The 25,995-nt window shown below is 72.5% G+C and carries 20 protein-coding genes, 3 pseudogenes and 1 riboswitch; of the genes and pseudogenes, 16 read left to right on the top strand and 7 right to left on the bottom strand.

Annotated features, from left to right (window positions below; genetic code table 11):
• Nucleotides 1-77 (top strand): annotated as a pseudogene (locus tag AB8A24_RS38820) (ABC-2 family transporter protein); the annotation flags it as partial.
• Between the two features lie 53 nt (nucleotides 78-130).
• Here the strand turns inward: AB8A24_RS38820 and AB8A24_RS38825 are convergent.
• A pseudogene (locus AB8A24_RS38825) lies at nucleotides 131-2,236 on the bottom strand (helix-turn-helix transcriptional regulator); the annotation flags it as partial.
• An 89-nt stretch (nucleotides 2,237-2,325) separates the two neighbouring features.
• Nucleotides 2,326-2,469: a hypothetical protein gene (locus tag AB8A24_RS38830; protein WP_369478849.1), complete on the bottom strand. Its 144-nt coding sequence runs from the start codon at nucleotides 2,467-2,469 to the stop codon at nucleotides 2,326-2,328.
• A gap of 89 nt (nucleotides 2,470-2,558) precedes the next feature.
• Between AB8A24_RS38830 and AB8A24_RS38835 the strand changes: the two genes are divergently transcribed.
• Nucleotides 2,559-3,491: an aminoglycoside phosphotransferase family protein gene (locus AB8A24_RS38835; protein ID WP_369478850.1), complete on the top strand. Its 933-nt coding sequence runs from the start codon at nucleotides 2,559-2,561 to the stop codon at nucleotides 3,489-3,491.
• 126 nt (nucleotides 3,492-3,617) lie between these two features.
• Here AB8A24_RS38835 and AB8A24_RS38840 read toward each other — a convergent pair whose 3' ends face one another.
• The 3 genes from AB8A24_RS38840 to aceA form a co-directional block, all read right to left on the bottom strand.
• Nucleotides 3,618-4,487 carry a 3-hydroxybutyryl-CoA dehydrogenase gene (locus AB8A24_RS38840; protein ID WP_030717573.1) on the bottom strand — a complete coding sequence of 290 codons (870 nt, stop codon included), beginning with the start codon at nucleotides 4,485-4,487 and terminating at the stop codon, nucleotides 3,618-3,620.
• Nucleotides 4,484-6,076, bottom strand: coding sequence for a malate synthase A (gene aceB / locus AB8A24_RS38845; protein WP_369478851.1), 1,593 nt, complete (start codon nucleotides 6,074-6,076; stop codon nucleotides 4,484-4,486). The genes AB8A24_RS38840 and aceB overlap by 4 nt, the downstream gene beginning before the upstream one ends.
• Before the next feature lie 120 nt (nucleotides 6,077-6,196).
• Nucleotides 6,197-7,483 carry an isocitrate lyase gene (aceA, locus tag AB8A24_RS38850; protein WP_369478852.1) on the bottom strand — a complete coding sequence of 429 codons (1,287 nt, stop codon included), beginning with the start codon at nucleotides 7,481-7,483 and terminating at the stop codon, nucleotides 6,197-6,199.
• Between the two features lie 384 nt (nucleotides 7,484-7,867).
• Between aceA and AB8A24_RS38855 the strand changes: the two genes are divergently transcribed.
• From AB8A24_RS38855 to AB8A24_RS38880, 6 genes are all read left to right on the top strand, one after another.
• Complete coding sequence (locus tag AB8A24_RS38855; protein ID WP_266480214.1) at nucleotides 7,868-9,280, top strand: short-chain fatty acyl-CoA regulator family protein; 1,413 nt, start codon at nucleotides 7,868-7,870, stop codon at nucleotides 9,278-9,280.
• 70 nt (nucleotides 9,281-9,350) lie between these two features.
• A riboswitch (cobalamin riboswitch) is annotated at nucleotides 9,351-9,536 on the top strand.
• A 186-nt stretch (nucleotides 9,537-9,722) separates the two neighbouring features.
• Nucleotides 9,723-11,222 (top strand): CoA-acylating methylmalonate-semialdehyde dehydrogenase, encoded by a 1,500-nt coding sequence (locus AB8A24_RS38860; RefSeq protein ID WP_369478853.1) that lies wholly within the window; start codon nucleotides 9,723-9,725, stop codon nucleotides 11,220-11,222.
• The gene (locus tag AB8A24_RS38865) at nucleotides 11,219-12,370 is read left to right on the top strand and encodes an acyl-CoA dehydrogenase family protein (protein WP_328960190.1); all 1,152 of its coding nucleotides are present in this window, start codon (nucleotides 11,219-11,221) and stop codon (nucleotides 12,368-12,370) included. The genes AB8A24_RS38860 and AB8A24_RS38865 overlap by 4 nt, the downstream gene beginning before the upstream one ends.
• Entirely contained in the window at nucleotides 12,367-13,452 is a 1,086-nt protein-coding gene (locus AB8A24_RS38870) for an enoyl-CoA hydratase/isomerase family protein (protein WP_328960191.1), read from the top strand. Before AB8A24_RS38865 ends, AB8A24_RS38870 begins: the two co-directional genes overlap by 4 nt.
• On the top strand, nucleotides 13,449-14,351 hold the full coding sequence (gene mmsB / locus AB8A24_RS38875; RefSeq protein WP_369478854.1) for a 3-hydroxyisobutyrate dehydrogenase: 903 nt from the start codon (nucleotides 13,449-13,451) through the stop codon (nucleotides 14,349-14,351). The genes AB8A24_RS38870 and mmsB overlap by 4 nt, the downstream gene beginning before the upstream one ends.
• Entirely contained in the window at nucleotides 14,348-15,121 is a 774-nt protein-coding gene (locus tag AB8A24_RS38880) for an enoyl-CoA hydratase (RefSeq protein ID WP_328960193.1), read from the top strand. Before mmsB ends, AB8A24_RS38880 begins: the two co-directional genes overlap by 4 nt.
• Before the next feature lie 83 nt (nucleotides 15,122-15,204).
• Here the strand turns inward: AB8A24_RS38880 and AB8A24_RS38885 are convergent.
• A pseudogene (locus AB8A24_RS38885) lies at nucleotides 15,205-15,382 on the bottom strand (iron chelate uptake ABC transporter family permease subunit); the annotation flags it as partial.
• A gap of 243 nt (nucleotides 15,383-15,625) precedes the next feature.
• Between AB8A24_RS38885 and AB8A24_RS38890 the strand changes: the two are divergent.
• The 8 genes from AB8A24_RS38890 (at nucleotide 15,626) to AB8A24_RS38925 (ending at nucleotide 24,163) form a co-directional block, all read left to right on the top strand.
• The gene (locus AB8A24_RS38890; protein ID WP_328960194.1) at nucleotides 15,626-16,315 is read left to right on the top strand and encodes a response regulator transcription factor; all 690 of its coding nucleotides are present in this window, start codon (nucleotides 15,626-15,628) and stop codon (nucleotides 16,313-16,315) included.
• Nucleotides 16,312-17,688 (top strand): HAMP domain-containing sensor histidine kinase, encoded by a 1,377-nt coding sequence (locus AB8A24_RS38895; RefSeq protein ID WP_328960195.1) that lies wholly within the window; start codon nucleotides 16,312-16,314, stop codon nucleotides 17,686-17,688. The genes AB8A24_RS38890 and AB8A24_RS38895 overlap by 4 nt, the downstream gene beginning before the upstream one ends.
• Before the next feature lie 89 nt (nucleotides 17,689-17,777).
• Nucleotides 17,778-20,051, top strand: coding sequence for an MMPL family transporter (locus AB8A24_RS38900; protein WP_328960196.1), 2,274 nt, complete (start codon nucleotides 17,778-17,780; stop codon nucleotides 20,049-20,051).
• Nucleotides 20,048-20,767, top strand: coding sequence for an LmeA family phospholipid-binding protein (locus tag AB8A24_RS38905; RefSeq protein WP_328960197.1), 720 nt, complete (start codon nucleotides 20,048-20,050; stop codon nucleotides 20,765-20,767). The genes AB8A24_RS38900 and AB8A24_RS38905 overlap by 4 nt, the downstream gene beginning before the upstream one ends.
• 127 nt (nucleotides 20,768-20,894) lie before the next feature.
• Nucleotides 20,895-21,626, top strand: a complete 732-nt coding sequence (locus AB8A24_RS38910) for a TetR-like C-terminal domain-containing protein (protein ID WP_328960198.1) — start codon at nucleotides 20,895-20,897, stop codon at nucleotides 21,624-21,626.
• 39 nt (nucleotides 21,627-21,665) lie between these two features.
• Nucleotides 21,666-22,817, top strand: coding sequence for an MAB_1171c family putative transporter (locus AB8A24_RS38915; RefSeq protein WP_328960199.1), 1,152 nt, complete (start codon nucleotides 21,666-21,668; stop codon nucleotides 22,815-22,817).
• 297 nt (nucleotides 22,818-23,114) lie between these two features.
• The gene (locus AB8A24_RS38920; RefSeq protein ID WP_328960200.1) at nucleotides 23,115-23,588 is read left to right on the top strand and encodes a helix-turn-helix transcriptional regulator; all 474 of its coding nucleotides are present in this window, start codon (nucleotides 23,115-23,117) and stop codon (nucleotides 23,586-23,588) included.
• The gene (locus AB8A24_RS38925) at nucleotides 23,585-24,163 is read left to right on the top strand and encodes a toxin (protein WP_328960201.1); all 579 of its coding nucleotides are present in this window, start codon (nucleotides 23,585-23,587) and stop codon (nucleotides 24,161-24,163) included. The genes AB8A24_RS38920 and AB8A24_RS38925 overlap by 4 nt, the downstream gene beginning before the upstream one ends.
• A gap of 10 nt (nucleotides 24,164-24,173) precedes the next feature.
• Here the strand turns inward: AB8A24_RS38925 and AB8A24_RS38930 are convergent.
• Nucleotides 24,174-25,995: aminotransferase class I/II-fold pyridoxal phosphate-dependent enzyme (locus AB8A24_RS38930; protein ID WP_369478855.1), on the bottom strand; the 1,822-nt coding region annotated here is incomplete at its 5' end.

A 25,995-nucleotide genomic window follows, 5' to 3' on the forward strand; every position in this document is an offset into this window, starting at 1 on the left:
TCGGCGCCCGGATCCGCGACGGCTCGCTGGACACGATGCTGGTGCGGCCGGTCCCGGTGCTCGCGCAGGTCGCGGCGCGGCCGGCGGCCAGCAGGGCCCGGGCCCGGGCCAGCGCGTGCTCCGGCCGGTCGCCGTCCGGGGCCTCCATCGCGTCCAGCACCCGCAGGGCCTCGGCGGCGTCGCCGCCCGCCAGGTGTACGGCCGACTCGGCCACCGCCAGCTCGTCCGCCGCCCAGGCGGGCAGTCCCGCCGCATCCACCGCGCGCAGGGCGGCGAGCGCGGCGTCCCCGTCGCCCTCGGCCGCCGCGATCCGGGCCCCGATGACGGCGGCCCGGGCGGCGGTCGCGGGATCCGGGCGCGGCCCGGGCGCCGCGGTGGCCAGGTCGAGGTGGTGGCGGGCGGCCGGCAGGTCGTCCTGCTCGACGGCCACGCCCGCCAGGACGAGGTGGTCGATCCCGGCCCGGCGTTCGGCCGGCAGGGCGGACCGCTCGGCGACGGCGAGCGAGGCACGGGCGTGTTCGGCGGCCTGTCGCAACCGGCCGCGCAGCAGTTCGGTCAGGGCGAGTGAGCCGAGGGCCCCGCAGAGCGGGGCCTCCGTGCCCGACGGACCGCATGCGGCGACGGCGGCGGTCAGCGCGGATTCGGCCCGGTCCAGGCGTCCGGCGCCCAGCTCGACGGCGCCGAGATGGGCCAGCAGCAGGGCGTGGAGCTCGGGGTGCTCGGCGAGCAGGGGCGGCGGCAGTTCCCGCAGCAGCCGGTCGGCGTCGGCGGCCGCCCGTTCGGTGGCCGTCAGGTCGTCGGCCGGCCGGCCGGCGAGTACGCCGAGGAAGGCGCGGCCGAACCGGGCCGCCGGACCGCAGGCGTCCGCGAGCGGGTCGTCCGTGAGCGGGTCCGTGAGCGATGCGAGGGTGGCGTCCGCCCGCCGCAGTTCGGCCTCGCACCCGGGGAGGTCCTGTTCGGCCAGTCGGCACGCCGCGCCGACCAGTGCGGGCGCCAGTCCGGGCGTCCCGGTCGGCATGCCGGCGAAGGCCCGGCCCAGCTGATCCGCCTCCAGGCCCGTCAGGAGGCGGCCGAGTGCCAGGTTGTCGACCAGTTGCGCCGCCGCGAACTGCCAGTCCCCGGCGGGGGCGCCCTGGAGCACCGCCTCCGTGAGTCGCCCGGTCCGGGCGAGCCAGCGCGCCGCCCGCCCGTGCAGCCGGGGTTCGAGGCCGGGGCAGCGTTGCCGCAGGTGTGCGCGCAGGACCTCGGCGAACAGCGGGTGCAGTCGGTACCAGGCCGAGGCGTCGATCTGTTCCAGGAACGCGTTGTCGCGGGCCAGCCCGGCCAGGGTCCGCGCGCCGTCGTCCCGGCCGGTCAGGGCGTCCGCGAGATCCGGGTGGACGCGGTCGGTGACACAGACGCGCAGCAGCAGGTCCTGGGTGGGGGGCGGCTGCGCGTCGAGCACCTCGGTGAGGAGGTAGTCGGCGATCGTGGTGCGGTCGGCCGCGAACTGGCGCAGGAACGCCTCCGGGTCGGCGCTGCGCTGCATCGCCAGGGCGCACAGGCGTACCCCGGCCGCCCATCCCTCGGTCCGCTCCATCAGCAGGCGGATTCCGTCGGGTGAGACGGTCAGGTGGTGCTCGCTCAGCAGCGCCTCGGCGTCCGCGTCGGTGAATCTGAGGTCGGCGTGCCGGATCTCCGTGATCTCGCCGGCAGCCCGGTAGCGGTGCAGGGGCAGCAGGGAGTCCGAGCGGCTGGTGAGCACGATGCGCAGCCCGCCCGCCGCGTGCCGGAGTACGAAGTCCAGCCCCTCGCTCGTCGCGGGTGGCTGGGTGGTGTCGAACTGGTCGAGGACGAGGACCGCGGGCTGTGCGGAAGCGGCCAGCCCGTCCGCCAGGCGCACCAGGAACGACCGGGTCACGCCTTCGGCCCGGGTCGGCCTGCCCACCTCGGCGGGCAGGGCCGCCCCGCCCCGGTGGAGGGCCTCCAGCACGTAGGCCCAGAAGGCTCCGGGGGCGTCGTCGGGTTCGACGGTGAGCCACATGGGGGGACGTGTCGTGCGTCCGTCGGCCGCCCAGTGGGCGGTGAGCACCGTCTTGCCGGATCCGGCCGGACCGTTGATGAGGGTGAGCGGCCCCTGCGTCCCGGCCGTCAGCCGCCCCAGCAGCTCGGGCCGGTGGACCAGCAGCTTCGGTACGGCCGGGGGCGCGAACCTGGCGGTGAGCATGGGGTCGCCGGTCGGCGCCCGGTGGTCCATGGAGGTCACCGGGGTTCCCGCGGGGGTTCGGACTGTGATCGGCGCACGCTTCCCACTGAACCGGTGATCGGTGGTGATCACCAGTCGTGTCACCCGGGCCGGGTGATGCCCGGGTGATGTCCGGCCTGAAGGGCGAAGCGGGGCGCCGCGGCGACGAAGGCTTCGGCCACCTGCTCCCGGACGGCGAACGGAACGTCCGCGGCCGGGGTGAGCCGGTAGGTGAAGGGCGGCATGTCAGCGGCCCGGCGGCTCGAAGTCGCCCTGAGGGCCGGTCGTGGACGGACAGAAGGTTGGATCACGAGGCCCGGCGTAAGGTACCGGGATGATCGAGACACCAGAGGTGTTCACGCGGAGCACGGTCGAGCGGGAGGGCGCGGCCGGAGCCGCGTGGCTCGCCGAACTGCCGCACATCGTCGATGAGTTACTGGAGCGCTGGCAGTGCGTACCGGACGGCGCGGTCATGCACGGAGGGGTCGGGATCATCGTTCCGGTGCTGCGGCGGGCCTCGGAGTCGGCCGTGCTGAAGGTGTCCTTCCCGCACCCCGGCAACGTCCACGAGCCGGACGCGTTCGAGGCGTGGGCCGGGGACGGCGCCGTCCTGCTGCACGAGCGCGACGACGCGCGCTTCGCGATGTTGCTGGAGCGGGTCCGGACCTCGACGCTGGAGGAGGTCCAGGACGGCGACGAGGTGGTGACGGTGGCGGGGCGGCTCAGCCACCGGCTGGCCGTCCCCGCGCCGGCCGGCCTGCCCCGGCTACAGGACCGGAGCGACTCCTGGGAGGAGCAACTGCTTCGCGATCAGCAGGAGTTGACGCACACGATGTCGCCGTACGTGGTGGACGCGGCGGTGGCGACCGTCCACGAGCTGGGGCGCACCCAGCCGGACATCCTGATCCACGGCGACCTCCACGCCCGGAACATCCTGCGCGCGGACCGCGAGCCGTGGCTCGCCGTCGACCCCAAGGGCTACGTGGGAGACCCGGCCTACGACGGCGGCACCCTGCTCAAGACGCGCGCGTTGTCCCTCCTCGAAGCCGAGGACCTCGGCAAGGCGGTCCACCGCACCCTGGACCTCTTCGTGGAGGCCGCGGAGCTCGATCGCGAACGCGTCCGGCGCTGGGCTCAACTCCACGCCGTTCAGGCGGCGTTCTGGGGACGTCGGCACGGCTTCCGGGTCGCCCGTAGCGGCCCGGTACTCGACTGGATCACGGAATTCGCCGACCACCTGGCGCGGTTGCTGACGCGGCCCGCCTGATCGCGGACGGCGAGCCCCGACCCCCGTACACGGTGCGGCGCGGGCGCGGCGACACCACTCGCCCCACCCGCGCCGTTCCCGTGCGTCTCCGGCGCACCCTCTGCCCTGGAGACCCGCCGGGGCCCCTCAGCCCCGGCCGTACGTGTGGAACCCGCGGCCGCTCTTTCGGCCGAGCAGACCCGCCTGCACCATCCGCTGGAGCAGCGGGGGCGGCGCGTACAGGGGTTCCTTGAACTCCTCGTAGAGGGATTCCGCGATGGCCGCGACGGTGTCCAGGCCGATCAGGTCCGCCAGTTTGAGCGGGCCCATCGGGTGCGCGCAGCCCAGTTCCATCCCGGCGTCCACGTCCTCGGGGGCGGCGAACCCGGATTCGGCCATGCGGACGGCCGAGAGGAGGTAAGGGATCAGCAGCGCGTTCACCACGAAGCCGGCCCGGTCCTGGGAGCGGACGACGGTCTTGCCCAGGACGTCGCGGGCGAAGGCCTCCACGGTGTCGAGGGTGTCCCGCGAGGTGTGGAGGGAGGAGACGACCTCCACGAGGGGCAGGACGGGGACGGGGTTGAAGAAGTGCAGGCCCACGACCCGGTCGGCGCGGCCCGTGGCCATGCCCAGCCGCATGATCGGGATGGCCGAGGTGTTCGTGGCGAGGATCGCTTCCGGGTCCGCCACGATCTTGTCCAGGGCGGCGAAGACCTCGGTCTTGGCCTCGGGGTTCTCGGTGACGGCCTCGATGACGAGCTGCCGGTCGGCGAGGTCCTCCAGCTCGCCGGTGAAGACGAGCCGGGCCAGGGCGTCCTCGGCTGAGATCCGGTCCAGTTTGCCGCGCTGCACGGCTCGTTCGAGGGAGACGGCGACGCGTTCCCGGGCGGCCCGGGCGGCCGCGTCGTCCGACTCGGCGACGACGGTGTCGAGGCCGGCGCGGGCGCACACCTCGGCGATGCCGGCGCCCATCTGGCCGCCGCCGACGACACCGACCCGGTGGATCGACGGGGTCATGACCGGTTCTCCGTCCGGCGGACGAGATGGCGGGTGTACGCCTCGGGGGTGAAGAAGGCGGGCAGGCCGGGGGTGAGCGCGGTGTCCACGAAGACCTCTCGGGCCTCGGCGACCCGGGCCCGCGGGTCCTCCTCCTCCAGTGCCGCGCATTCGGCGTCGAGGAGGTCGAGGACCGTCGCCGGGTCGGCCTGGTCGTGGCGCAGCCACTGCCAGATCTGGACGCGGGCGATCTCGGCGGTCGCGGCGTCCTCCATCAGGCCGTAGAGGGCCACGGCGCCGCTGCCGCGCAGCCAGGCGTCGAAGTAGCGCAGGGCGACGGCGACGTTCGAGCGGATCCCCTCCCGTGTGGGGGGCGCGGCGATCCGGCGGACGGACAGCAGGTCGGCGGCCGTGATCTCGACGTCCTCCCGGGTCCGGTCGAGCTGGTGCGGCCGCTCCCCCAGGACGTTGTCGAAGACCTCGCGGCAGACGGGGACCAGTCCTGGGTGGGCCACCCAGGAGCCGTCGAAGCCGTCCTCGGCCTCCCGTTCCTTGTCGAGGCGGACCTTGGCGAGGGCGGCGGAGTTCGCCTGCGCGTCCCGGCTGGGGACGTGGGCGGCCATCCCGCCGATGGCCTGGGCGCCGCGCCGGTGGCAGGTGCGTACGAGCAGTTCGGTGTAGGCCCGCATGAAGGGGGCGGTCATGGTGACCGCGGCCCGGTCGGGCAGTTGGAAGTCGGTCCGGTGGCCGAAGGTCTTGATCAGGCTGAAGAGGTAGTCCCAGCGGCCCGCGTTCAGCCCCGCGCTGTGTTCGCGCAGCTCGTGGAGGATCTCCTCCATCTCGAAGGCCGCGGTGATCGTCTCGATGAGGACGGTGGCGCGGACGGTGCCGCGGGGGATGTCGAGGAGTTCCTGGGCGAGGAGGAAGACGTCGTTCCACAGACGCGCCTCGTACCGGTTCTCCAGTTTGGGCAGGTAGAAGTACGGGCCGTGGCCCGCGTCGATCTGCCGCTGGGCGCAGTGGAAGAAGTACAGGCCGAAGTCGACGAGGGACGCGGACAGGGGCCGGCCGTCGATCTCCAGGTGCTCTTCGAGGAGGTGCCAGCCGCGCGGTCGGACCATGATGGTCGCGAGCTGCTCGCCGAGGCGGTACTCCTTGCCCTCCGGCGTGGTGAAGTCGATGCGCCGTTCGACGGCGTCGAGCAGGGTCAGCTGGCCGCCGATGACGTTGGTCCAGGTCGGGGCGGTGGCGTCCTCGAAGTCGGCCATCCAGACCTTGGCACCGGAGTTCAGGGCGTTGACGGCCATCCGCCGCTCGGGCGGGCCGGTGATCTCGACGCGGCGGTCGGTGAGGCCGGGCGCGGGCGGGGCGACGCGCCAGTGCGGGTCCTCGCGGAGGGCGCGCGTGGCGAGCGGGAAGTCGAGCGGTGTGCCGCCGGCCAGGTGGCCCGAGCGGCGTCGGCGCTCCTTGAGGACCTCCAGGCGGCGGTCCGCGAACGCGGTGTCGAGCCGGCCGATGAACTCCAGGGCCTCGGGGGTCAGGATCTCCTCGTGGCGCTCACCCGGCGCGCCGAGAACCTGGACGCTGCTGGTCAGGGACGGGAGGGGCATGCGGTTCTCCTCAGCGGGGGCGGGGGTGGGTGCCCGGGGGAAGGTCCCTCGGGCACCCGTCGGGAAGGGGCCGGCCGGGCGAGCGGGCCGGCGGCGGTGCGGCTCATGCCCGTCGGTGGCTCAGTGGAACTGCTCTTCCTCGGTGGAACCGGAGAGCGCGGTGGTGGAGGAGGCCGGGTTGACGGCGGTGGAGACGAGGTCGAAGTAGCCGGTGCCGACCTCGCGCTGGTGCTTGACGGCGGTGAACCCATGGGCCTGGGCGGCGAACTCCCGCTCCTGGAGGTCGACGTAGGCGGTCATGCCGTGCTCGGCGTAGCCGCGGGCGAGGTCGAACATGCCGTGGTTGAGGGAGTGGAAGCCGGCGAGGGTGATGAACTGGAAGCGGTAGCCCATCGCGCCGAGCTCGCGCTGGAACTTGGCGATCTGGTCGTCGTCCAGCGCGGCCTTCCAGTTGAAGGAGGGCGAGCAGTTGTAGGCCAGCATCTGGTCGGGGTACTGCGCGTGGATGGCCTCGGCGAACTCGCGGGCCTGGGCCAGGTCCGGGGTGCCGGTCTCGACCCAGATGAGGTCGGCGTACGGGGCGTAGGCGAGGCCGCGGGCGATGACCGGGGCCATGCCGCCCCGGACGTGGTAGAAGCCCTCGGCGGTGCGCTCGCCGGTGCAGAACTCCGCGTCGCGCTCGTCGACGTCGCTGGTCAGGAGGGTGGCGGCGAGGGCGTCCGTACGGGCGATGATCAGGGTCGGGGTGTCGGCGATGTCGGCCGCCAGGCGGGCCGCGTTGAGGGTGCGGACGTGCTGCGCGGTCGGGACGAGGACCTTGCCGCCGAGGTGGCCGCACTTCTTCTCGGAGGCCAGCTGGTCCTCGTAGTGGATGCCGGCGGCGCCCGCCGCGATCATCGCCTTGGTGAGCTCGAAGGCGTTCAGCGGGCCGCCGAAGCCGGCCTCGGCGTCCGCGACGATCGGCGCGAGCCAGTCGGTGGTGTCCGTGCCGCCCTCGGCGATGGCGATCTGGTCGGCGCGCAGCAGGGCGTTGTTGATCCGACGGACCACCTGCGGGACCGAGTTGACCGGGTAGAGGCTCTGGTCGGGGTAGGTGTGTCCGGCCTGGTTCGCGTCGGCGGCCACCTGCCAGCCGGAGAGGTAGATCGCCTGGAGTCCGGCCCGCACCTGCTGGACCGCCTGGCCGCCGGTGAGGGCGCCGAGGGCGTGGATGTAGTCCTGCTCGTGGAGCTGGCGCCACAGCCGCTCGGCGCCGCGCCGGGCCAGGGTGTGCTCCTCGCGGACGCTGCCCGAGAGCCGCACCACGTCCTCGGCCGTGTAGGTGCGCTCGATGCCCGCCCAGCGAGGGTCGTCGGCCCACCGCTGCTTGAGCTGCTCGGCCGCCGCCGTCGTGTTCGCCTCTGCCATGACCGTCACCGTTTCCATCCGTCGCTTGTCTTGCCAATGGGCCGGACCGTGAACCCGGCGGCTTGGCACTCTGTGCCTGGTACGAGCTGCGGCCGCCGAACCCGGCCCGGGGCCGAAGCTGAGCAATGCTGCCGAACCGCCGGGTCGAACCTCCTGGATGGCCGAAATCAGGGCGTGAATCGGGCCAGTCGGTTCTTCCTGGCCGCCGTGTCCGGCGGGCCGCTGCACCGACTTTGACACTGACACCGAGTGCCATCAAGGAGGTACATCTGCCAAGGTCTGCGAATCTTCGGCATCGAAATTGCCAAGGTTGCGAAGGGTTCGGGTCGTGAAGATCCCCGTATTCTGGCGTCGCGTGTCGGCCCGGAACGGCGAGGGAGTGCGGTGAGCAAGACGTACGCGGGAGCGCGGTTGCGGCGACTGCGCGAGGAGCGGCGGATGACCCAGGCCGACCTGGCCCGGGTGCTCGCCATCTCCCCCAGCTACCTCAACCAGATGGAGCACGACTCCCGGCCGCTCACCGTTCCGGTGCTGCTGCGGTTGACCGAGGCCTTCGGGGTGGATCCGGGCTTCTTCTCGCAGCGCGACACCAGCCGGCTGGTCGCCGACCTGCGCGAGGCGCTCGCGAACGAGGTGGCCGAGGCCCGCGTCTCCCCCTCCGACCTGGCCGAACTGGCCACCCGGATGCCCGCGGTCGCCTCGGTCCTGCTGGACCTGGGCCGGCGCAGCCAGCTGCTGGCCGAGCGTCTCGCCGACGCGGCCGACGGGCGGGACGTGGCGGCCGACAGCCCGCGCTCGCCCCATGAGGAGATCCGCGAGTTCTTCTACCGCCGGCAGAACTACCTCCACGACACCGATCTCGCCGCCGAAGGCCTCGCCGCCGAGATCGGCATCCGCCCGGGGGACGTCGTCCGCGCGCTGACCCGCAGGCTCGCCGAGCGGCACGGGATCCGGACGGCCACGGACTCCGACCGACTGCACCGCTACGACGCCACGGCCCGGGTGTTGCACCTGTCGAACCGGCTCCGGCCGGGACAGCAGGCGTTCCGGATGGCCACCCAGCTGGCGCTGATCGAGTACGGGGCCGAGCTGGACCGGCTGGCCGCCGAGGACTTCCCGCCCGGTTCCCCCGTCCACGCCCTCGCGCGGATCGGCATCGCCAACCACTTCGCGGGCGCGCTGATCCTCCCGTACCGCGCCTTCCACGCGGCCGCCGAGGAGTTCCGCTACGACATCGAGCGGCTCACCGACCACTTCGGGATCGGCTACGAGACGGTCTGCCACCGGTTGAGCACCTTGCAACGGCCCAGGCTGCGTGGGGTGCCTTTCTCTTTCGTGCGGGTGGACCGGGCGGGGAACATGTCCAAGCGACAGTCGGCGACCGGATTCCACTTCTCCCGCGCGGGCGGCACCTGTCCCCTGTGGAACGTCTACGAGGCCTTCGCCGCGCCCGGCCGCATCCACGTCCAGGTGGCCGCCATGCCCGACGGACAGCGGTACCTGTGGACCGCCCGGGCCGTCACCCGCCACCGCGGTGGCTGGGGCGAGCCGGGCAAGACCTTCGCGATCGGGCTCGGCTGCGAGATCCGGCACGCCTCGCGGCTCGTGTACGCCGACGGGCTCGACCTCGACAACACGGCGGCGGCCACCCCCATCGGCATGGGCTGCCGGCTCTGCGAACGCCTCGACTGTCCGCAGCGGGCCGTGCCGCCGCTCGGCCGGGCGCTGGCCGTCGACGAGAACAGCAGCACCTTCATCCCGTACCCGGTGACCGGGAACCCGGGCCCCACGCCGTAGGGCTGAGGGGACGTCAGGCCGGGACAGGTCGGCCGAAGGCGCGCGGCGGCGGCTCTGGACTTACTAGGACGTCCAACTATATGTTCGTGGCACAAGGTCCGCGGTGCAGGGAAGCCGGTGAGAAACCGGCACGGTCCCGCCACTGTGACCGGGGAGTGTGCTGCCATCCACACGCCACTGACGAGCTTCGTCGGGAAGGCGGGCGGCACGCGGAGATCCGGGAGTCAGGATACCGGCCGCGGAACGTTCCGTGTTGTCCACGAGGATGGAGCAGACACGCATGGCACCGGTTTGTACCCACGACCCTGGTGATCCGGCGGAGCGCGCGCACACTTCCGCACGCTCGTAGTCCCACGGCCTTCCCCAGCGGCGCACCCCATCGGGTCCGTCCGCCGGCAGGCCGTGCCATTCCTCGGATCCCACCTGACGAGAGCAGGCACCCATGGTCCGTGAACTCACCCATTTCATCGGCGGCAAACACACCACCGGATCCTCCGGTCTCTTCGCCGACGTGTACGACCCCAACACGGGCGCCGTCCAGGCCCGGGTCCCGCTCGCGGGGCGCGCGGACACCGAGGCCGCCCTCGCGAACGCCGAGGAGGCGCAGGCCGACTGGGGGCGGTGGAACCCGCAGCGCCGCGCCCGCGTCCTGCTGCGCTTCCTCCAGCTGGTCGAGGCCGAACGTGACGAGCTGGCCCGGCTGTTGTCCTCCGAGCACGGCAAGACCGTCGCCGACGCCCACGGCGACCTGCAACGCGGCCTGGAGGTGGTCGAGTTCGCCGCCGGTGTCCCCCACCTCCTGAAGGGAGAGTTCACCGACAACGCGGGCAGCGGGATCGATGTGCACTCCCTGCGCTCACCGCTGGGCGTGGTCGCCGGGATCACCCCCTTCAACTTTCCCGCGATGATCCCCCTGTGGCAGGCCGCACCCGCCCTGGCCTGCGGCAACTCCTTCATCCTGAAGCCTTCCGAGCGGGACCCGTCCGTACCGCTGCGCCTCGCCGAGCTGTTCCTGGAGGCCGGCCTGCCGCCCGGCGTGCTCAATGTGGTCAACGGCGGGAAGGAGGCCGTCGACACCCTGCTGGAGGACCCGCGCGTGCAGGCCCTCGGCTTCGTCGGCTCCACCCCGATCGCCGCGCACATCTACGCGACCGCCGCGGCCCACGGCAAGCGCGCCCAGTGCTTCGGCGGCGCCAAGAACCACATGATCGTGATGCCCGACGCCGACCTCGACCAGGCTGTGGAGGCCCTGATCGGCGCCGGCTACGGCTCCGCGGGCGAGCGCTGCATGGCCATCGCCGTCGCCGTCCCCGTCGGCGAGGAGACCGCGAACGCGCTGGTCGGGAAGCTGAAGGAGCGGATCGCCACCCTGCGGGTGGGTCGCTCCGACGATCCCGAGGCCGACTTCGGGCCGTTGGTCAGCCGCGACGCCCTCGACCGGGTGAACCGCTACGTCGGCATCGGAGCCACCGAGGGCGCCGAACTCGTCGTGGACGGACGCGGGTTCACCCTGCCCGGACACGAGAACGGCTTCTTCGCCGGAGCCACCCTCTTCGACCGGGTGACCCCGCAGATGCGGATCTACCGCGAGGAGATCTTCGGTCCGGTGCTGTCCGTCGTACGGGCCGCCGACTACGAGGAGGCCCTGCGCCTGCCCACCGAGCACCCGTACGGCAACGGCGTCGCGATCTTCACCCGCGACGGCGACACGGCGCGCGACTTCACCCGCCGGGTGGGCGCCGGCATGGTCGGCGTCAACGTGCCGATCCCCGTCCCCGTGGCGTACCACACCTTCGGCGGCTGGAAGCGGTCCGGCTTCGGCGACCTGAACCAGCACGGCCCCGACTCGATCCGCTTCTACACCCGGACCAAGACCGTCACCTCGCGCTGGCCCTCCGGGGCCAAGGAGGCCGCGAGCTTCACCATCCCGACGATGGGATGAGCCCGGTGACCACCCTCACCGAGGACCAGCTCGCCCTCGCCGAGGTCACCCTCGACTTCGCCCAGGAACACCTCGCCCCGCACGCCGTCGCCTGGGACCAGGCCAAGCACTTCCCCGTCGACGTCATCCGCAGGGCCGCCGGACTCGGCCTCGGCGGCGTCTACGTCCGTGAGGAGCACGGCGGTTCGGGTCTCTCCCGTGCCGACGGGGTCCTCGTCTTCGAGACCCTCGCGACCGGGTGCCCGTCCATCGCCGGGTACCTGTCCATCCACAACATGGTCGCCTGGATGATCGACCGGTACGGAAGCCAGGTGCAGCGAGAGCGGTGGCTGCCGGCCCTCTGCTCCGCGGACACCCTGGGCAGCTACTGCCTCACCGAACCGGGCGCCGGCTCCGACGCCGCCGCCTTGCGTACCCGCGCCGAGCGGGACGGCGATCACTACGTGCTGACCGGCGTCAAGCAGTTCATCTCCGGCGCCGGAGCCGCCGGGATCTACATCGTCATGGCCCGCACCGGCGAGAGCGGGCCCGGCGGCATCTCGGCCTTCGTCATCGAACGCGAAGACCCCGGCGTCTCGTTCGGCGCCAACGAGCAGAAGATGGGCTGGAACGCGCAGCCCACCCGCCAGGTCGTCCTGGACGGCGTACGGGTCCCCGCCGACCGGCGGCTCGGCGCGGAGGGCGACGGCTTCCGCATCGCCATGAACGGCCTCAACGGCGGCCGGCTCGGCATCGCCGCCTGCTCGCTCGGCGGTGCGCAGAGCGCGCTGGACCGCAGTCTGGCGTACCTCGCCGACCGCGAGGCATTCGGCTCCCGGCTCCTGGACCGCCAGGCGTTGCAGTTCCGACTGGCCGACATGGCCACCGAATTGGCCGCCGCCCGCGCCCTGGTCCGGCAGGCCGCGGAGGCCCTGGACGCGGGCGATCCGCTGGCTCCGCGGCTGTGCGCGATGGCGAAGCGGTTCGCCACCGACACGGGGTACGCGGTTGCCGATGCCGCCCTCCAACTCCACGGCGGCTACGGCTACCTCAGTGAATACGGCATCGAGAAGATCGTCCGCGACCTGCGCGTCCACCAGATCCTGGAAGGCACCAACGAGGTCATGCGCGTCATCGTCGCGCGCGGACTGACGGAGACCCTGCGATGAACCACACATCCCCCGAAGAACACGACCACGTCCTGCTGCGCACCGAGGGCCGCACCGCCTACATCACTCTCAACCGCCCCAAGGCCCTCAACGCCCTCACCCATCCCATGGCCCTGCGTCTCGACGAGGCCCTCGCCGCCTGGGAGCACCACCCTGACATCGAGACCGTGGTCATCGAGGGCGCCGGCGAACGAGGGCTGTGCGCGGGCGGTGACATCCGCGCGATCTACGAGGACGCCCGCGCAGGAGGCACTGCCTCGGCGGACTTCTGGCGCGACGAGTACCGGCTCAACGCCCGTATCGCCCGCTACCCCAAGCCGTACGTCGCCCTCATGGACGGCATCGTCATGGGCGGCGGCGTCGGGATCTCCGCGCACGGCACCGTCCGCATCGTCACCGAACGCTCCCGCATCGCGATGCCCGAGACCGGCATCGGCTTCGTCCCCGACGTCGGCGGCACCTATCTCCTCGCCCTCGCCCCCGGAGAACTGGGTACCCACTTGGCCCTGACCGGTGCGCCGGTCGGCGCGGCGGACGCGCTGCTGTGCGGCCTCGCCGACCACTTCGTACCCTCGTCGGCCCTGCCGGCGCTGGCCGGGGAACTCGGCTCCGACCCGGTGCACACCGTGCTGGAGCGGTACGTGGAGCAGCCGCCGCCGGGCGAACTCGCCGCCGCACGCGAGTGGATCGACCGATGCTACGCCGCGGACACCGCCGAGGAGATCGTCACGCGGCTGCTCGCCACGGACGTTCCCGGCGCGAAGGTGACGGCAGGCACCCTCCTGGCGAAGTCCCCCACCGCGGTCAAGGTCACCCTGGCGGCGCTCCGCCGGGCCCGGCGGCTCGGCCCGCTGGAACGGGTGCTGGAGCAGGAGTACCGCGTCTCCCTCGCCGCCCTGTCCTCGTCCGACCTCGTCGAGGGCATCCGCGCCCAGGTCATCGACAAGGACCGCGACCCGCACTGGTCCCCCGCCACGCTCGAAGCCGTCGGCCCGGCGGAGGTCGAACGGTTCTTCGCCCCGCTCGGCGACCGCGAACTCCGTCTCGCCCCGTCCGCGTCGTCACAGGAGGTTGCCTGGTGACCAGCACCGTCGCATTCATCGGCCTCGGTCACATGGGCGGCCCGATGGCCGCCAACCTGGTCAAGGCCGGGCACCGCGTCCTGGGCTTCGACCTCGTGGCGGACCAACTGGCGGCAGCGGCCGCCGCCGGTGTCGAACCTGCGGCCTCGGCGGCGGACGCCGCCACCCCGGCCGACGTGGTCATCACCATGCTGCCGGCAGGCCGGCACGTCCTCGCCCTGTACCGGGAACAGGGTCTCCTTGCCGCTGCCCGGCCCGGCACGCTCTTCATCGACTGCTCCACCATCGATGTCGCCGACGCCCGCACCGCGCACGCGCCCGTCGTGGAAGCCGGTCACCGGGCGCTGGACGCCCCGGTCTCCGGCGGCGTGATGGGCGCCGAGGCCGGCACGCTCACCTTCATGGCGGGCGGCGGCGAGGCGGAGTTCGCCGCCGCCGAGCCGCTGCTCGATGCCATGGGCAAGAAGGCCGTTCACTGCGGGACCGCGGGCGCCGGTCAGGCGGCGAAGATCTGCAACAACATGATCCTCGCCGTTTCCATGATCGGGGTGAGCGAGGCCTTCGTGCTGGCCGAGAGCCTCGGCCTGGACCACCAGGCCCTCTACGACGTGGCCTCCACCGCCTCCGGCCAGTGCTGGGCCCTCACCACCAACTGCCCCGTCCCCGGGCCGGTTCCGGCGAGTCCCGCGAACCGGGACTACCGGCCGGGCTTCGCCGCGCCGCTCATGGCCAAGGATCTCGGTCTGGCCGCCAACGCCCTGCGGGCCGGCGGGGTGGAGGCACCGCTGGGCCTCAAGGCCGCCGAACTGTACGCCGCATTCGCCGAGGGAGAGGGCGCCGGCCTGGACTTCTCCGCGATCGTCCGCACCCTCCGACCGCAGAACGGGACCCCCGCATGACCTACGAGACCATCCTGCTGGAGCGCAAGGGCCGGGTCGCCGTCCTCACCCTCCACCGGCCCGAAGCCCTCAACGCCCTCAACCTCCAGGTGATGACCGAGGTCGTGGCCGCCGCCGAGGAACTGGACCGGGACCCCGAGGTCGGCTGCATCGTCCTCACCGGCTCGGCGAAGGCCTTCGCCGCGGGCGCCGACATCAAGGAGATGCGTCCGCAGAGCTATATGGACATGTACCTCTCCGACTGGTTCACCGCCTGGGACCGCCTCGGCCAGGTCCGCACGCCCACCCTCGCGGCGGTCTCCGGATACGCGCTCGGCGGCGGCTGCGAGCTCGCCATGATGTGCGACATCCTGCTCGCCGCCGACACCGCGAAGTTCGGGCAGCCCGAGATCAAACTCGGGGTGATCCCCGGCATCGGCGGATCCCAGCGGCTCACCCGGGCCGTCGGCAAGGCCAAGGCCATGGAGCTCTGCCTGACCGGCCGCACCATGGGCGCGGATGAAGCCGAACGGGCCGGGCTCGTCTCCCGGATCGTCCCCGCCGACGAGCTGCTCGCCGAGGCGCTCGCGGTCGCCGAGACCGTCGCCGGAATGTCCAAGCCGGTCGCGATGATGGCCAAGGAGGCCGTGAACCGGGCCTTCGAGACCACCCTCACCGAGGGCGTCCGCTTCGAACGTCGGCTGTTCCACGCGGTCTTCGCCACGGCCGACCAGAAGGAGGGCATGTCCGCCTTCGTCGACAAGCGCCCGCCCCGCTTCGGCCACGGCTGAGGCACGCACGCGCGAAGGCCGGGTACGGCGCGCGGATCGGCGCCGTACCCGGCCTTCGGCCGACAAGATCCGGAAGGGACGGCCTAGCGGCGGCTGCGTACGAGCAGGTGGAGGAAGTACGGCGTGCCGATCACCGCGGTCATCAGGCCGGCGCCGAGCTGGGCCGGGGCGATCACGGTGCGGCCCACCAGGTCCGCCGTGCAGACGAGGACGGCGCCGAGGAGCACCGCGCCGGCCCACGAGCGCGCGGGCCGCGTGCGGCCCCGGTGGTGTCTTCAGCTGCTGCACGACAGTTTGGTTACCCAACCTCAGAAGATGGCGAGCACTTTCCGCCATCAGACCGCAAGAGCGAGAACCAGCCATATGCGCACTTCGGACATATCCCTTCGACGTGGAGCGCGGCGGGCGCATTGTTCGGGGAATGTACGGATGACGGCGCGCCCACCGGAAGGGCTGGTCGGCGCGGTTAGCATCGATGCTGCCAACCGCGGCTGAAAGGCAGTGATGACGGAGTCCAGGGGCCTCGTGCTGATCGTCGAGGACGAGCGCCACATCTCCGACGTGCAACGCCTCTACCTGACCCGCGAGGGCTTCGGCGTCCACGTCGAGGCCGACGGGGCCGCCGGTCTCGCGGCCGCGCGGCGCCTGCACCCGGTGGCGATCGTCCTGGACATCGGCCTGCCCGGCATGGACGGCATCGCCTTCTGCCGCGCCCTGCGGGACGCCGGCGACTGGACACCGGTGCTGCTGGTCACCGCGCGCGGCGAGGAGGCCGACCGGATCCTCGGCCTCGAACTCGGCGCGGACGACTATCTGACCAAGCCGTTCTCCCCGCGCGAACTGGTCGCCCGGGTCAAGACCGTACTGCGCCGGGCGGCGGGCCCGCCCGGACCGCCGCCCGGGAGCACCGGCGGCCGGCTCAGCGTGGACCCGGTCGGCCGCACCGTACGCCGCGACGGCGAGCCGGTCGAGCTCACCGCCACCGAGTTCAACCTGCTCCACCACCTCCTCCAGCACGCGGGCCAGGTCTTCACCCGCGAGCAACTGCTCGCCCAGGTGTGGGGGTACGCCCGCTACCGCGACACCCGCATGGTCGACGTGTTCGTCTCGCAGGTACGCGCCAAGCTCGGCGACGCGAGCCCGATCCGTACGGTCCGCGGCGTCGGGTACAGCGCGACGGCCCCCGGCCCGTGAACCACCCCCGTCCGAGCTCCCTCGCCCGCAAGATCGTGGTGTTGACCACCCTCGTGGCGGCGCTCGCGGTGGCCCTCACCGGACTGATCGCCTGGCAGACCGCCGCGCACGGCGCCGAACAGCGCGAACGCGACCAGCTGACGCGCCAGGCGACGGTGCTCAGCCGGCTGCCGGCCGTGTCCGAGGCGCTCTTCACCGGCGCCCAGGTGCTGGCCGGACCGAACGAGGTGCAACTCGCGGTCATCGCCCAGGACGGGACCGTGCGCGGAACCGCCGGCCCGGCCGTCGACAGGACGTCCACATCGGCCCTGCTGGCGGGGAATCCCGTCTCCACCACCGGCATCCTCGGCGGCCAGGAGGTGCTGCTGGTGGGGCGGCCGGGCGTACGCGGCGGCGCGATCGTGCTGACCGAGCCGTACTCCGTCGTCACCGAGAACACGAACCGGATCCGCCGCAACGTGATCGTGCCGCTGGTCTTCGGCATGCTCGGCGCCGCTCTGGCCGGAGCGCTCCTGGCCCGCCGGATCGCCCGTCCGCTCGTGACGGCCGCGCAGATCGCGCACCGACTCGCCGACGGCGAACGCGGCGTACCGGCCCCGGTCGACGGCCCCCGGGAGACCGCGGACATCGGCCGCGCCCTCAACGTCCTGGACCGGGCGCTGGCCCACAGCGAGAACCGCCAGCGGGAGTTCCTGCTCTCCGTCTCCCACGATCTACGCACCCCGCTGACCGCGCTCCAGGGGTACGCCGAGGCACTCGCCGACGGCCTGATCGAGCCGGAGCGGGTGCCCGAGGTCGGCGGCATCCTGGCCGACGAGACCCGGCGCCTGGACCGGTTCCTCGGGGACCTGTTGGACCTGGCCCGGCTGGAGGCCGACGACTTCCGCCTGGACGTGGCCCCGGCCGACCTCCGCGCGCTGCTCTCCGAGGCCGCCGCCTTCTGGACCGGCCTCTGCGCGCGCCACGGCGTCGATCTCCGGCTCGAACGGCCGGACCGCCCCGTCGTCGTCGCGACGGACGCCTTCCGGGTCCGGCAACTGCTCGACGGTCTGGTGCAGAACGCGCTGCGCGTCACCCCCGAGGGCGCGCCCCTGGTCCTCGCCGTCCGCCCGGCCACCACGGGCGGCGGGGCGGAACTGCAGGTCCGCGACGGCGGACCCGGCCTCACCGACGACGACGTACGCATCGCCTTCGACCACGGCGCCCTCCACGAGCGCTACCGGGACAGGCGCCCGGTCGGCAGCGGTCTGGGGCTGGCCATCGCCCACCGCCTGACCGGCCGGCTCGGCGCCGGCATCCGCGTCGAGGGGCACGGTCCGGAAGGCGGCGCCTGCTTCACCGTCACCCTCCCGTCCTCACCCGCCCCCAGCTGAGCCCGGTGCGACGGAGGACGGCGGCTCCCTTACGTTCCCCGAACAATGCACCCACGACCCCCTTACACACACCGCGCACTGTGGCCCCTATGAACATCGAATCGGCCCGGCGGCCGGGGCTCCTCCACCGGAGCGGGCGCTGGTGCGCCCGGCACGCCTGGCGCGTCGTCGCCCTGTGGGTACTGGCACTGGTCGGCCTCGGGCTCGCCAACCACGCCTGGGGCGGCACCTACGCGGACAGCTTCTCCCTCCCCGGTACCAGTACCCAGACCGGCGCCGACCTGCTGACGGCCCACACCGCCGGGGCCGGCGGCACGGCCTCCGCCATCGTGATCACCTCCGACGAGGGCCCGGTCACCGATCACCGCGCGGCGATCGACGCGGCCGTCGCCCACCTGGGCCGGCTCCCGGACGTCCTGTCGGTGGCCGACCCGCTCACCACCCCCGGGGCGGTCTCCGCGGACGGCGGGACCGCCCAGGTGACCGTCCGCTTCGACGGAAACCCGGCGAGCTTCGACCCCGCCTACCTCGCCGAGGTGGACACCGCCGTCGAGCCGCTGCGCGCCGACGACGTCACCGTCGAGTACGGGGCTCCGCTCGGCCAATTGGCCACCCCCAAGTCCGCCGACCGCGCCTCGGAGGCGATCGGGCTGGCCGTCGCCGTGCTCGTCCTGCTGATCGGTTTCGGCAGCGTCGCCGCCACCGGGCTGCCCCTGGCGACGGCCGTGATCGGCCTGTCCGTGAGCCTGGCCGGACTCGGACTGCTCGCCGGGCACTACGGCTTCGCCCAGGCGGCCCCGACCCTGGCCGCGATGATGGGCCTCGGCGTCGGCATCGACTACGCCCTCTTCCTCGCCACCCGCCACCGGGCCCTGCTGCACGCCGGAGCCGACCCCGCCGAGGCGGTCGGCCGTACGGTCGCCACCAGCGGCCGGGCCGTGCTGGTCGCCGCCGCCACGGTGGCCATGGCCCTGTGCGGGTTGTGCGCCTCCGGCGTGGGCTTCATCGGTGCCCTCGGCGTCGCCGCCGGACTCAGCGTCCTCGTGGCCGCCGCCGCGTCGGTGACGCTGACCCCCGCCCTGCTGGGTCTGCTCGGCCGCCGGATCGACCGCTTCCACGTCCGCGAGCCGGTCGCCGAGCCCTCCGGCGAGGCGGACGTCTGGCACCGCTGGGCCGTCCGGGTGAGCCGCCGCCCCTGGCTGTTCCTGGTCAGCGGCCTGCTCGTGCTCGGCGTACTCGCCGTCCCGCTCGCGTCCATGCGGCTCGGACACGTCGATGCCGGCGCCCAGTCCACCAGCCGGACCGACCGCCGGGCCTACGACCTGATCACCGAGGACTTCGGCCCCGGTGCCAACGGCCCGCTCACCGTGGTCACCCACCTCGACAGCCGGCACGCCGAGAGCGAGAGCCTGCGCCAGGACCTCGCGGCCTCGCTCCGGCGCGAGCTGGCCGCCGTACCGGGCGTCGCCTCCGTCACTCCCCCGGTGCCCAGCCCCGACCGCGCCCTGCTCATCACCACGGTCGTGCCCACCACCGGCCCGCAGGACGCGGCCACCGCGGACCTGATCCACACCCTGCGGGACGAGACGGTGCCCCGGACCCTGTCGGGCACCGGAGCCACCGGCTACCTCACCGGCACGACCGCCGCCGCCCAGACCTTCACCGACACCCTCACCGCCAAACTGCCCCTGATCATCGCCGTGGTCGTCGCCGCCGCGTTCCTGTTGCTGCTCACCGTCTTCCGCAGCCCGCTGGTGGCGCTGAAGGCCGCCGTGCTCAATCTCTTCTCCATCGCCGCCGCCTACGGCGTGGTCGTCGCGGTCTTCCAATGGGGCTGGGGCGGCGCGCTGTTCGGCATCACCGAGAAGGTGCCCGTCGAGTCCTACGTACCGATGATGATGTTCGCGATCGTCTTCGGGCTCTCCATGGACTACGAGGTGTTCCTGCTCTCCCGGATCCGCGAGATCTGGCTGCAGTCCGAGGACAACCACCTTGCCGTCGCCACCGGCCTCGCCGCCACCGCCCGTGTCATCACCTGCGCGGCGCTGATCATGACCAGCGTCTTCCTTGCCTTCCTGCTCTCCACGAACGTCGCCGTCAAGATGCTCGCGCTGGGCCTGGGGGTCAGCGTCATCATCGACGCCACCGTGGTCCGCCTGCTCCTGGTACCCGCGTCCATGTACCTCTTCGGGCGCGCCAACTGGTGGCTCCCGGGCTGGTTGGACCGGTTCCTTCCGCACCTCGACCCGGAAGGCCCCGCCGACGCGCCCGAGCCCCTTGCCGTATCGGATCCCGCGTCGGATACCCCGTCGGATCCCGGCACCTCCCCCGATCTCGCACCCGCCCGAGGAGAACGGCGATGAAGCACGCCCTGACGAAGACCCGGACGGTCCTGCGCCGGCACCCCGTCCTCACGATCACGGCCACCGTGCTGTTGCCGGCCGTCGTCGCCACCGGCGCGGCCGAGTACACGGTCCGCGGCGTCATCCACAGCCGCGTGCTGAAGGCGGCTCCCGGCCTCGGCGACGACGTGGCGGTGGGTGTCGCCGGCGGCTGGGCCCTGTGGGACCTGGCGCACGAGAACATACCCCGGCTCGACATCAGCAGCGACGACGCCCAGGTCGGGCGGCTCTCCCAGGTCCGCGTCCGGGCGCGGCTGGACGACGTCCGCCTCGGCGGTACGACCACCGTCGGCAGCACCCGTGCCGAGGTGACGGTCTCCACGCGGTCCCTCGCCGCCGCGATCCGTGCCGCCGTACCGTCCGTGGCGGTGGCCGCGGTCACCACCGACCCGGCGCAGGGGACGGTGCTCGCGGACGTCGGCCCGGGTGGCCTCGGGCGGCTGACGCTGCGTCCGGTGCTCGCGGACGGCAAGGTCACCCTCGCCGTCGACGGGCTCACCCTCTTCGGCCGCTCCGTCCCCACCGACCGGCTCGGCATCGCCGCCGGCGCCCTCGGCCCGCAGGCGGGCGCGCCGAAGGAGTATCCGCTCGGGCTCGCCGCGACCTCCGCCGAGGTCCGGTCGGACGGCCTGCACGTCGCTCTGACGGGCGGCCCCAGCGCCCTGTCCGACACCTGACGTCCTCCGCTCGACCGGATTCGTCCGGAACGTTCCGTACCCGCCCGGTGGCCGGATCACAGCGCATGACCAGGGCGTTCGAGCGACCGTTCGCACAGCCCCAGTTGGCGGCGGGTACGGTTCCGGCATGGATGTTTCCGCAATCAGTTCGACCGAGGACGACGACATCACCCCGGCGGTGGTGATCAAGGACATCGCACGTCAGCAGCTGGTGGATCCGGGCGCCGCAGGGCTGTCCCTGGATGCCGTGGCGCGTGCCGGCGGCCTTCCCGTCGCCGATGTCGAAGCCGTCTTCCCGCACCGCGACGATCTGCTGACCGCACTGGTCATCGATGCCTACGACGCGTCCGGCGAGGCGATGGAACAGGCCGACGACGCCGCCACGAAGGCCGGCGCGTCCGGGGGCGCCCGGCTCCTGGCGGTCACCCGGGCGCTACGGCGGTGGTCCTTCGACAACCCCGGCGAGTTCACCCTGATCTACGGCTCGCCCGTACCCGGCTACCACGCCCCGCAGGACACGGTCCCGTCGGCCTCGCGCACCCCCGCGGTCCTCGCCGGCATCGTGCGCTCCGCGCTGGAGGCCGGTGAACTCACCCCGCCCCGGCGGCAGGTGCCCGGCCCGCCGCTGCTCCTGCCGGAGGCCCTGCAGCTCTTCGGCGGCGCGCCCGAGGCTCCGTTCTCGGACATCGTCGAGCGCGGCATCGTCCTGTGGAGCAATCTGATCGGCCTCCTGGTGTTCCAGGTCTTCAGCCGTACCCACGACAGCGTCCGGGACGAGGCCGCGTTCTTCGACTACGCCATCGCCGTGGCCGCCGAGAGCATCGGCCTCGAGGTCCCCCCGGCCGAGCACACCGACTGACCGTCCGTCGCCCGCGCGGCACCGGCAGGAAACCAGGACGTGAACACCACCAGAACCCTCTGCTTCGTCATAGCGTCGCTCTCGTCGTACGCGGCGCTCGTCTACCGGCTGTGCCAGGCGCGGCGCAGTTGGAAGGACGGCGCGTACCGCACGCTGATCGCCACTCTGCTGCTCCAGTGCCTCACCTTCACCATGGGGGCCTTGGCCATGGGGGGTGCGCCCCTCCTGGGAGTCGGCAACCTCGCCGTGCTCCTCATGCATCTGTCGGCGGTCGCCTTCTGCGTCAGCGCGCAGATCATCCTGCTGCGGTGGGCCGCCGCGGACGAGGAAGCCGTACGCAAGACCCGCTACTGGCTGATCACCGGTATCGCCCTCGACGTGCTGCTGACGGCCCTGTTCCTCCTCGCCGACGGCACCGGTCGGCCGGCCTCGGACTTCGACGGCACCAGCGAGCCGCTGCTGCTCACGTATCTCCTGGCGTTCATCGTCTCCCAGGCGATTCCGTGCGTCACGATCTACCTCCAGTGCGGTCCGTACGCGCGGATGACGGACAACGCCTCGCTGCGCCAGGCCCTGCGGCTGCTCTCGGTCACCGCCGTGGTCCTGTTCCTCTACTGCCTGGCCAGGACGGTCAACATCCTCACGGCGGCGTTCGGGGTCGACATCGGCCCCTGGAAGGTCGCCGCCTCGGTCTTCAGCGCCGCGGGCATCGTCATGCTCTCGCTCAGCCTGACCAACTCCTCCTGGGGCCCGGCCGCGACCCGGCTCCTGGAGTGGGCCCGCACGTACCGGTCGTACCGGGCGCTCTACCCGCTCTGGCGGGACCTGTACGAGTCCTCCCCGGACATCGCCCTGGAGCCGCCCGGCGCCGCGGTGTCCGACCTCGACTACCGCCTGCACCGCCGGGTCGTCGAAATACGGGACGGGTGGCGGGACTTGCGTCCGTACATCGACCGGACGGCCGGCGAGGGTTGCGATCCGGCCAAGGAGGCGAGCGCGGAATCTCGGCAGGCCTTCACAGAAGCCGCACAGATCAAGCGCGCCTTGCAGGCAAAACTGACCGACACGGTGCCCCAGAACAACAAGGACGCGGGCGACTTCGACGACCGCGATACGAGCAACTTCGCGGCAGAGCTCGCATGGCTCACCCAAGTGGCAGCCGCCTACAGTAAGCTCGACAAGGCGAGTTGAGAACTCCCGCCCGGTTTGCATCCCCCGTCAAACCGGGCGGGTATCCCGTTTCCCCGCTGTCTTGCGGCCGGACGGGTGGCTCCCGCCCGGACTGGCCCGGCCCATCCCCCGAGGGCCGGGCCAGTCCGATGTCACCGGCGACCAACTGTGCGTCCCCCGTGAGCGCAAGTTAGCTGCCAGCTATCGGCCGGACCCCACGTTCGCCGAGTCCTGGTCAATTGTCAACTGACCGCTAATCTGTGAAACTGCCGTATAGCTGAGAGCTATGCCGAGGAGGCGACGGGAGGATGGTTCACCATGACCGGGATCGAGAAGGACGCCGAGAACGGGAGTGAGGAACGCCCGCTGCTCGCGACGCGCCTGGACGACCTGTTCCGAACGGTCCGCCCCAAGGGCAAGCACTGGACCAACGCCGAGGTCGCGGACGAGCTGAAGCGGGCGAACCCCGAACTCAAGGTCGGCGGGGTGTACCTGTCGCAGCTGCGCACGGGGAAGCGCTCCAACCCCTCACCCGACCTGCTGTCCGCGCTGGCCCGGTTCTTCGGGGTCTCGGTCGCCTACTTCTTCGACGACAAGGTCGCCGAGTCCGTGCTCGGCGAGCTCGCCGCCATCGAGGCGCTGCGGCAGTCCGGCGTACGCGCCGTGGCGATGCGGGCGGCCGGCATGAAGAAGGAGAACCTCCAGGCCATCACGGCCATCATGGACCAGTACCGGCAGATGCAGGGCCTGCCGCCCGTCGCCGACCCCTCCGACACCTCCGAGTCGCCATGAGGGGCGCCCGCAAGGAGCGGGCGGCCGATCACGAGCGCCGCAGCCGGCTCAAGAAGCTCCGGAAGGCCGGCGCGCAGCGGATCGCCGAACTCGATCTGCCGACGGCGACCGACGTGGCCGAGCTGTGCCGCCACCTCGGCGAGGTGCGCGACCGTCCGATCACGTTGGTCCCGATGCAGATGCCCTCGTCGCATCCGTGCGGCATGTGGGTGGCCGCTCGCGACGAGGACCTCATCTTCTACGACGCCAACACCACCGGCGCGCATCAGGAGCACATCATCTTGCACGAGCTGGGCCACATCATCTGTTGCCATCGCGGGGCAGGCGGGCTGGACGAGGCGGCGGCGCGCCTCCTCTTCCCCAACCTCGACCCCGAACTCGTACGTGACATGCTCCTGCGCGCGACCTACGACGACGTCCAGGAGCAGGAGGCGGAGATCATCGCCTACCTCCTGTCCCAGCGGATCGGCGACGCCGAGCAGCGGCACGCCGCGGCGCCGGCCGCGGCGGCGGACGAGGACGGCAACCCCGACCGGAGCGCCACGCTCAGCCGCATCGAACGCACCCTGATCTGAGATGGATCACTTAGCGTCCGGCGGCCGCCACCTCTTCGGCCAGGATCGACACGGCCCGTCGGATGTCCTCCTCGCGGTGCTCGCTGGTGACGAAGAACCGCAGGCGGGACTGCCCCTCCTCCACGGCGGGGTGGAAGATCGGGTCCGCGACGACGCCACGGGCGAACAACCCGTCCGCGACGCGCAGGGTCCTCGCCGAATCGCCGAGGATGCACGGCACGATGGGGGTGCAGGCGCTGGAGCCCGTCGCCAGTCCGGCCGCGGCGGCACACCCGAGGAAGAGTTCGGAGTTGCGCCGGAGCGCGCGCACCCGCTCCGGCTGCGCGGTGAGCAGCTCGGTGGCGGCCAGCGCCGCGGCCGCGTTGGCCGGGGTCAGGCCGACGCTGTAGACGAAGCCGGGGAGCGTGTGGCGCAGCCAGCGCACCATCCGGGCCGAGCCGCCGAGGTAACCGCCGCAGCTGGCGAAGGCCTTGGAGAGGGTGCCCATCCACAGGTCCACATCGGACCGGTCGACGCCGAAGAACTCGCCGACGCCCCGGCCGCGTTCGCCGACGGTGCCGATGCTGTGGGCCTCGTCGATCATGAGCAGGGCGCCGTAGCGCTTCTTCAGCTCGATCACGGCGGGCAGGTCGACGAGGTCGCCGTCCATGCTGTAGGCGCCCTCGACGGCGATCAGTACCCGCCGGAACCGGGACCTGTTGAGGCGGAGCATGTGTTCCAGCTGCCCCATGTCGTTGTGTGCGAAGGGGCGTCGCGCCGCTCCGGACAGGGCGCAACCCTGGAGGATGCTGTCGTGGGCGAGCGCGTCGTGCACCACGAGGTCCTCGGGGCCGACGAGGTGCCCGATCGCGGTGACGTTGGTGGCGTGCCCGCTGACCAGGGCCAGGCAGTCGCCGACGCCGAGGAAGTCCGCCAGTGCCCGCTCCAGCCGTACGGTCAGGTCCCGTTCGCCGGAGAGGACGCGGCTGGCGGAGACCGAGGTGCCGTACCGGTCCACCGCCCGGTGCACGGCCTCGTCCACGGCCGGATGGCCGGAGAGCCCGAGGTAGTTGTAGCTGCCGAAGGACAGCAGGGTGCGGCCGGCGATGACGGTCGTGTCGCGGATGGTGCCCTCGTGGACCCGGAAGTACGGGTTGTCCGCACCGCCGTCGGTGATCCGGCCGAGGCGCCGCTCGAACTCGCCGACCTCCGGGAACTCCTCGATGGCGGCCGTGCCGGCGGCCCATATGGAGCGCTCCTGCCGGGGGGCCGGTCCGGCGGGGGCCGGCGTCGGCGCGTGGTGCGGGCCGGTGCCGGGATCAGCGTTCGGATCGGTGTCCGGATCGACGAGTTCGATGAGCCGGCCGACGGTGAGTTCGGGCGAGAACAGCTCCTCGTGCCGGAAGCCCGGTATCCGCTTGGCGATGTTGACTTCGAGCTCCTGCAGCATGAGGGAGTCGAATCCGAGATCGGTCACCAGGGTCAGGTGCCCGCTCAGCTCGGAGAGCGGGAAGACACCGGTCCGCGAGACCTCTTCGAGCACGAGGGACACGGCGGACGCGAAGGGCACGGCGACCGTGGCGGCCACGGTGCGCGCGCCGTCGGGGCGTGGCACGGCGGCTGCCGCGGGTATCGACTCGGCGGGATCCGGGACCTCGCGCGCCGATTCGTCCACGATCCAGTGGCGGCGCGGGGAGAGCGGGCTCGGTGGCAGGGTGCACGGGGGCGTCCGCACCGTCACGGGCGGCCGGGGCCGGCGCTCGGTGTACTGCGCGAGCTCGTCCGTACGTCCGGCGGCGACGGCGGCGGCCGCCGGGGGGTGCGTACTGCTGCGCACCACCTCCGCCGTACGG

The organism is Streptomyces sp. BF23-19 (genome assembly GCF_041106355.1).
Lineage (GTDB): Bacteria > Actinomycetota > Actinomycetes > Streptomycetales > Streptomycetaceae > Streptomyces > Streptomyces virginiae_A.

Excerpts from the sequence above, each read along its gene's own strand:
- AB8A24_RS38920 (WP_328960200.1), top strand. The coding sequence starts at position 23,115 with ATGACCGGGATCGAGAAGGACGCCGAGAACGGGAGTGAGGAACGCCCG.
- AB8A24_RS38835 (WP_369478850.1), top strand. The coding sequence starts at position 2,559 with ATGATCGAGACACCAGAGGTGTTCACGCGGAGCACGGTCGAGCGGGAG.
- AB8A24_RS38890 (WP_328960194.1), top strand. The coding sequence starts at position 15,626 with ATGACGGAGTCCAGGGGCCTCGTGCTGATCGTCGAGGACGAGCGCCAC.
- AB8A24_RS38925 (WP_328960201.1), top strand. The coding sequence starts at position 23,585 with ATGAGGGGCGCCCGCAAGGAGCGGGCGGCCGATCACGAGCGCCGCAGC.
- AB8A24_RS38905 (WP_328960197.1), top strand. The coding sequence starts at position 20,048 with ATGAAGCACGCCCTGACGAAGACCCGGACGGTCCTGCGCCGGCACCCC.
- AB8A24_RS38900 (WP_328960196.1), top strand. The coding sequence starts at position 17,778 with ATGAACATCGAATCGGCCCGGCGGCCGGGGCTCCTCCACCGGAGCGGG.
- AB8A24_RS38910 (WP_328960198.1), top strand. The coding sequence starts at position 20,895 with ATGGATGTTTCCGCAATCAGTTCGACCGAGGACGACGACATCACCCCG.
- aceB (WP_369478851.1), bottom strand. The coding sequence starts at position 6,076 with ATGCCCCTCCCGTCCCTGACCAGCAGCGTCCAGGTTCTCGGCGCGCCG.
- AB8A24_RS38870 (WP_328960191.1), top strand. The coding sequence starts at position 12,367 with ATGAACCACACATCCCCCGAAGAACACGACCACGTCCTGCTGCGCACC.
- AB8A24_RS38830 (WP_369478849.1), bottom strand. The coding sequence starts at position 2,469 with ATGCCGCCCTTCACCTACCGGCTCACCCCGGCCGCGGACGTTCCGTTC.
- AB8A24_RS38840 (WP_030717573.1), bottom strand. The coding sequence starts at position 4,487 with ATGACCCCGTCGATCCACCGGGTCGGTGTCGTCGGCGGCGGCCAGATG.
- AB8A24_RS38860 (WP_369478853.1), top strand. The coding sequence starts at position 9,723 with ATGGTCCGTGAACTCACCCATTTCATCGGCGGCAAACACACCACCGGA.
- AB8A24_RS38880 (WP_328960193.1), top strand. The coding sequence starts at position 14,348 with ATGACCTACGAGACCATCCTGCTGGAGCGCAAGGGCCGGGTCGCCGTC.
- AB8A24_RS38865 (WP_328960190.1), top strand. The coding sequence starts at position 11,219 with ATGAGCCCGGTGACCACCCTCACCGAGGACCAGCTCGCCCTCGCCGAG.
- aceA (WP_369478852.1), bottom strand. The coding sequence starts at position 7,483 with ATGGCAGAGGCGAACACGACGGCGGCGGCCGAGCAGCTCAAGCAGCGG.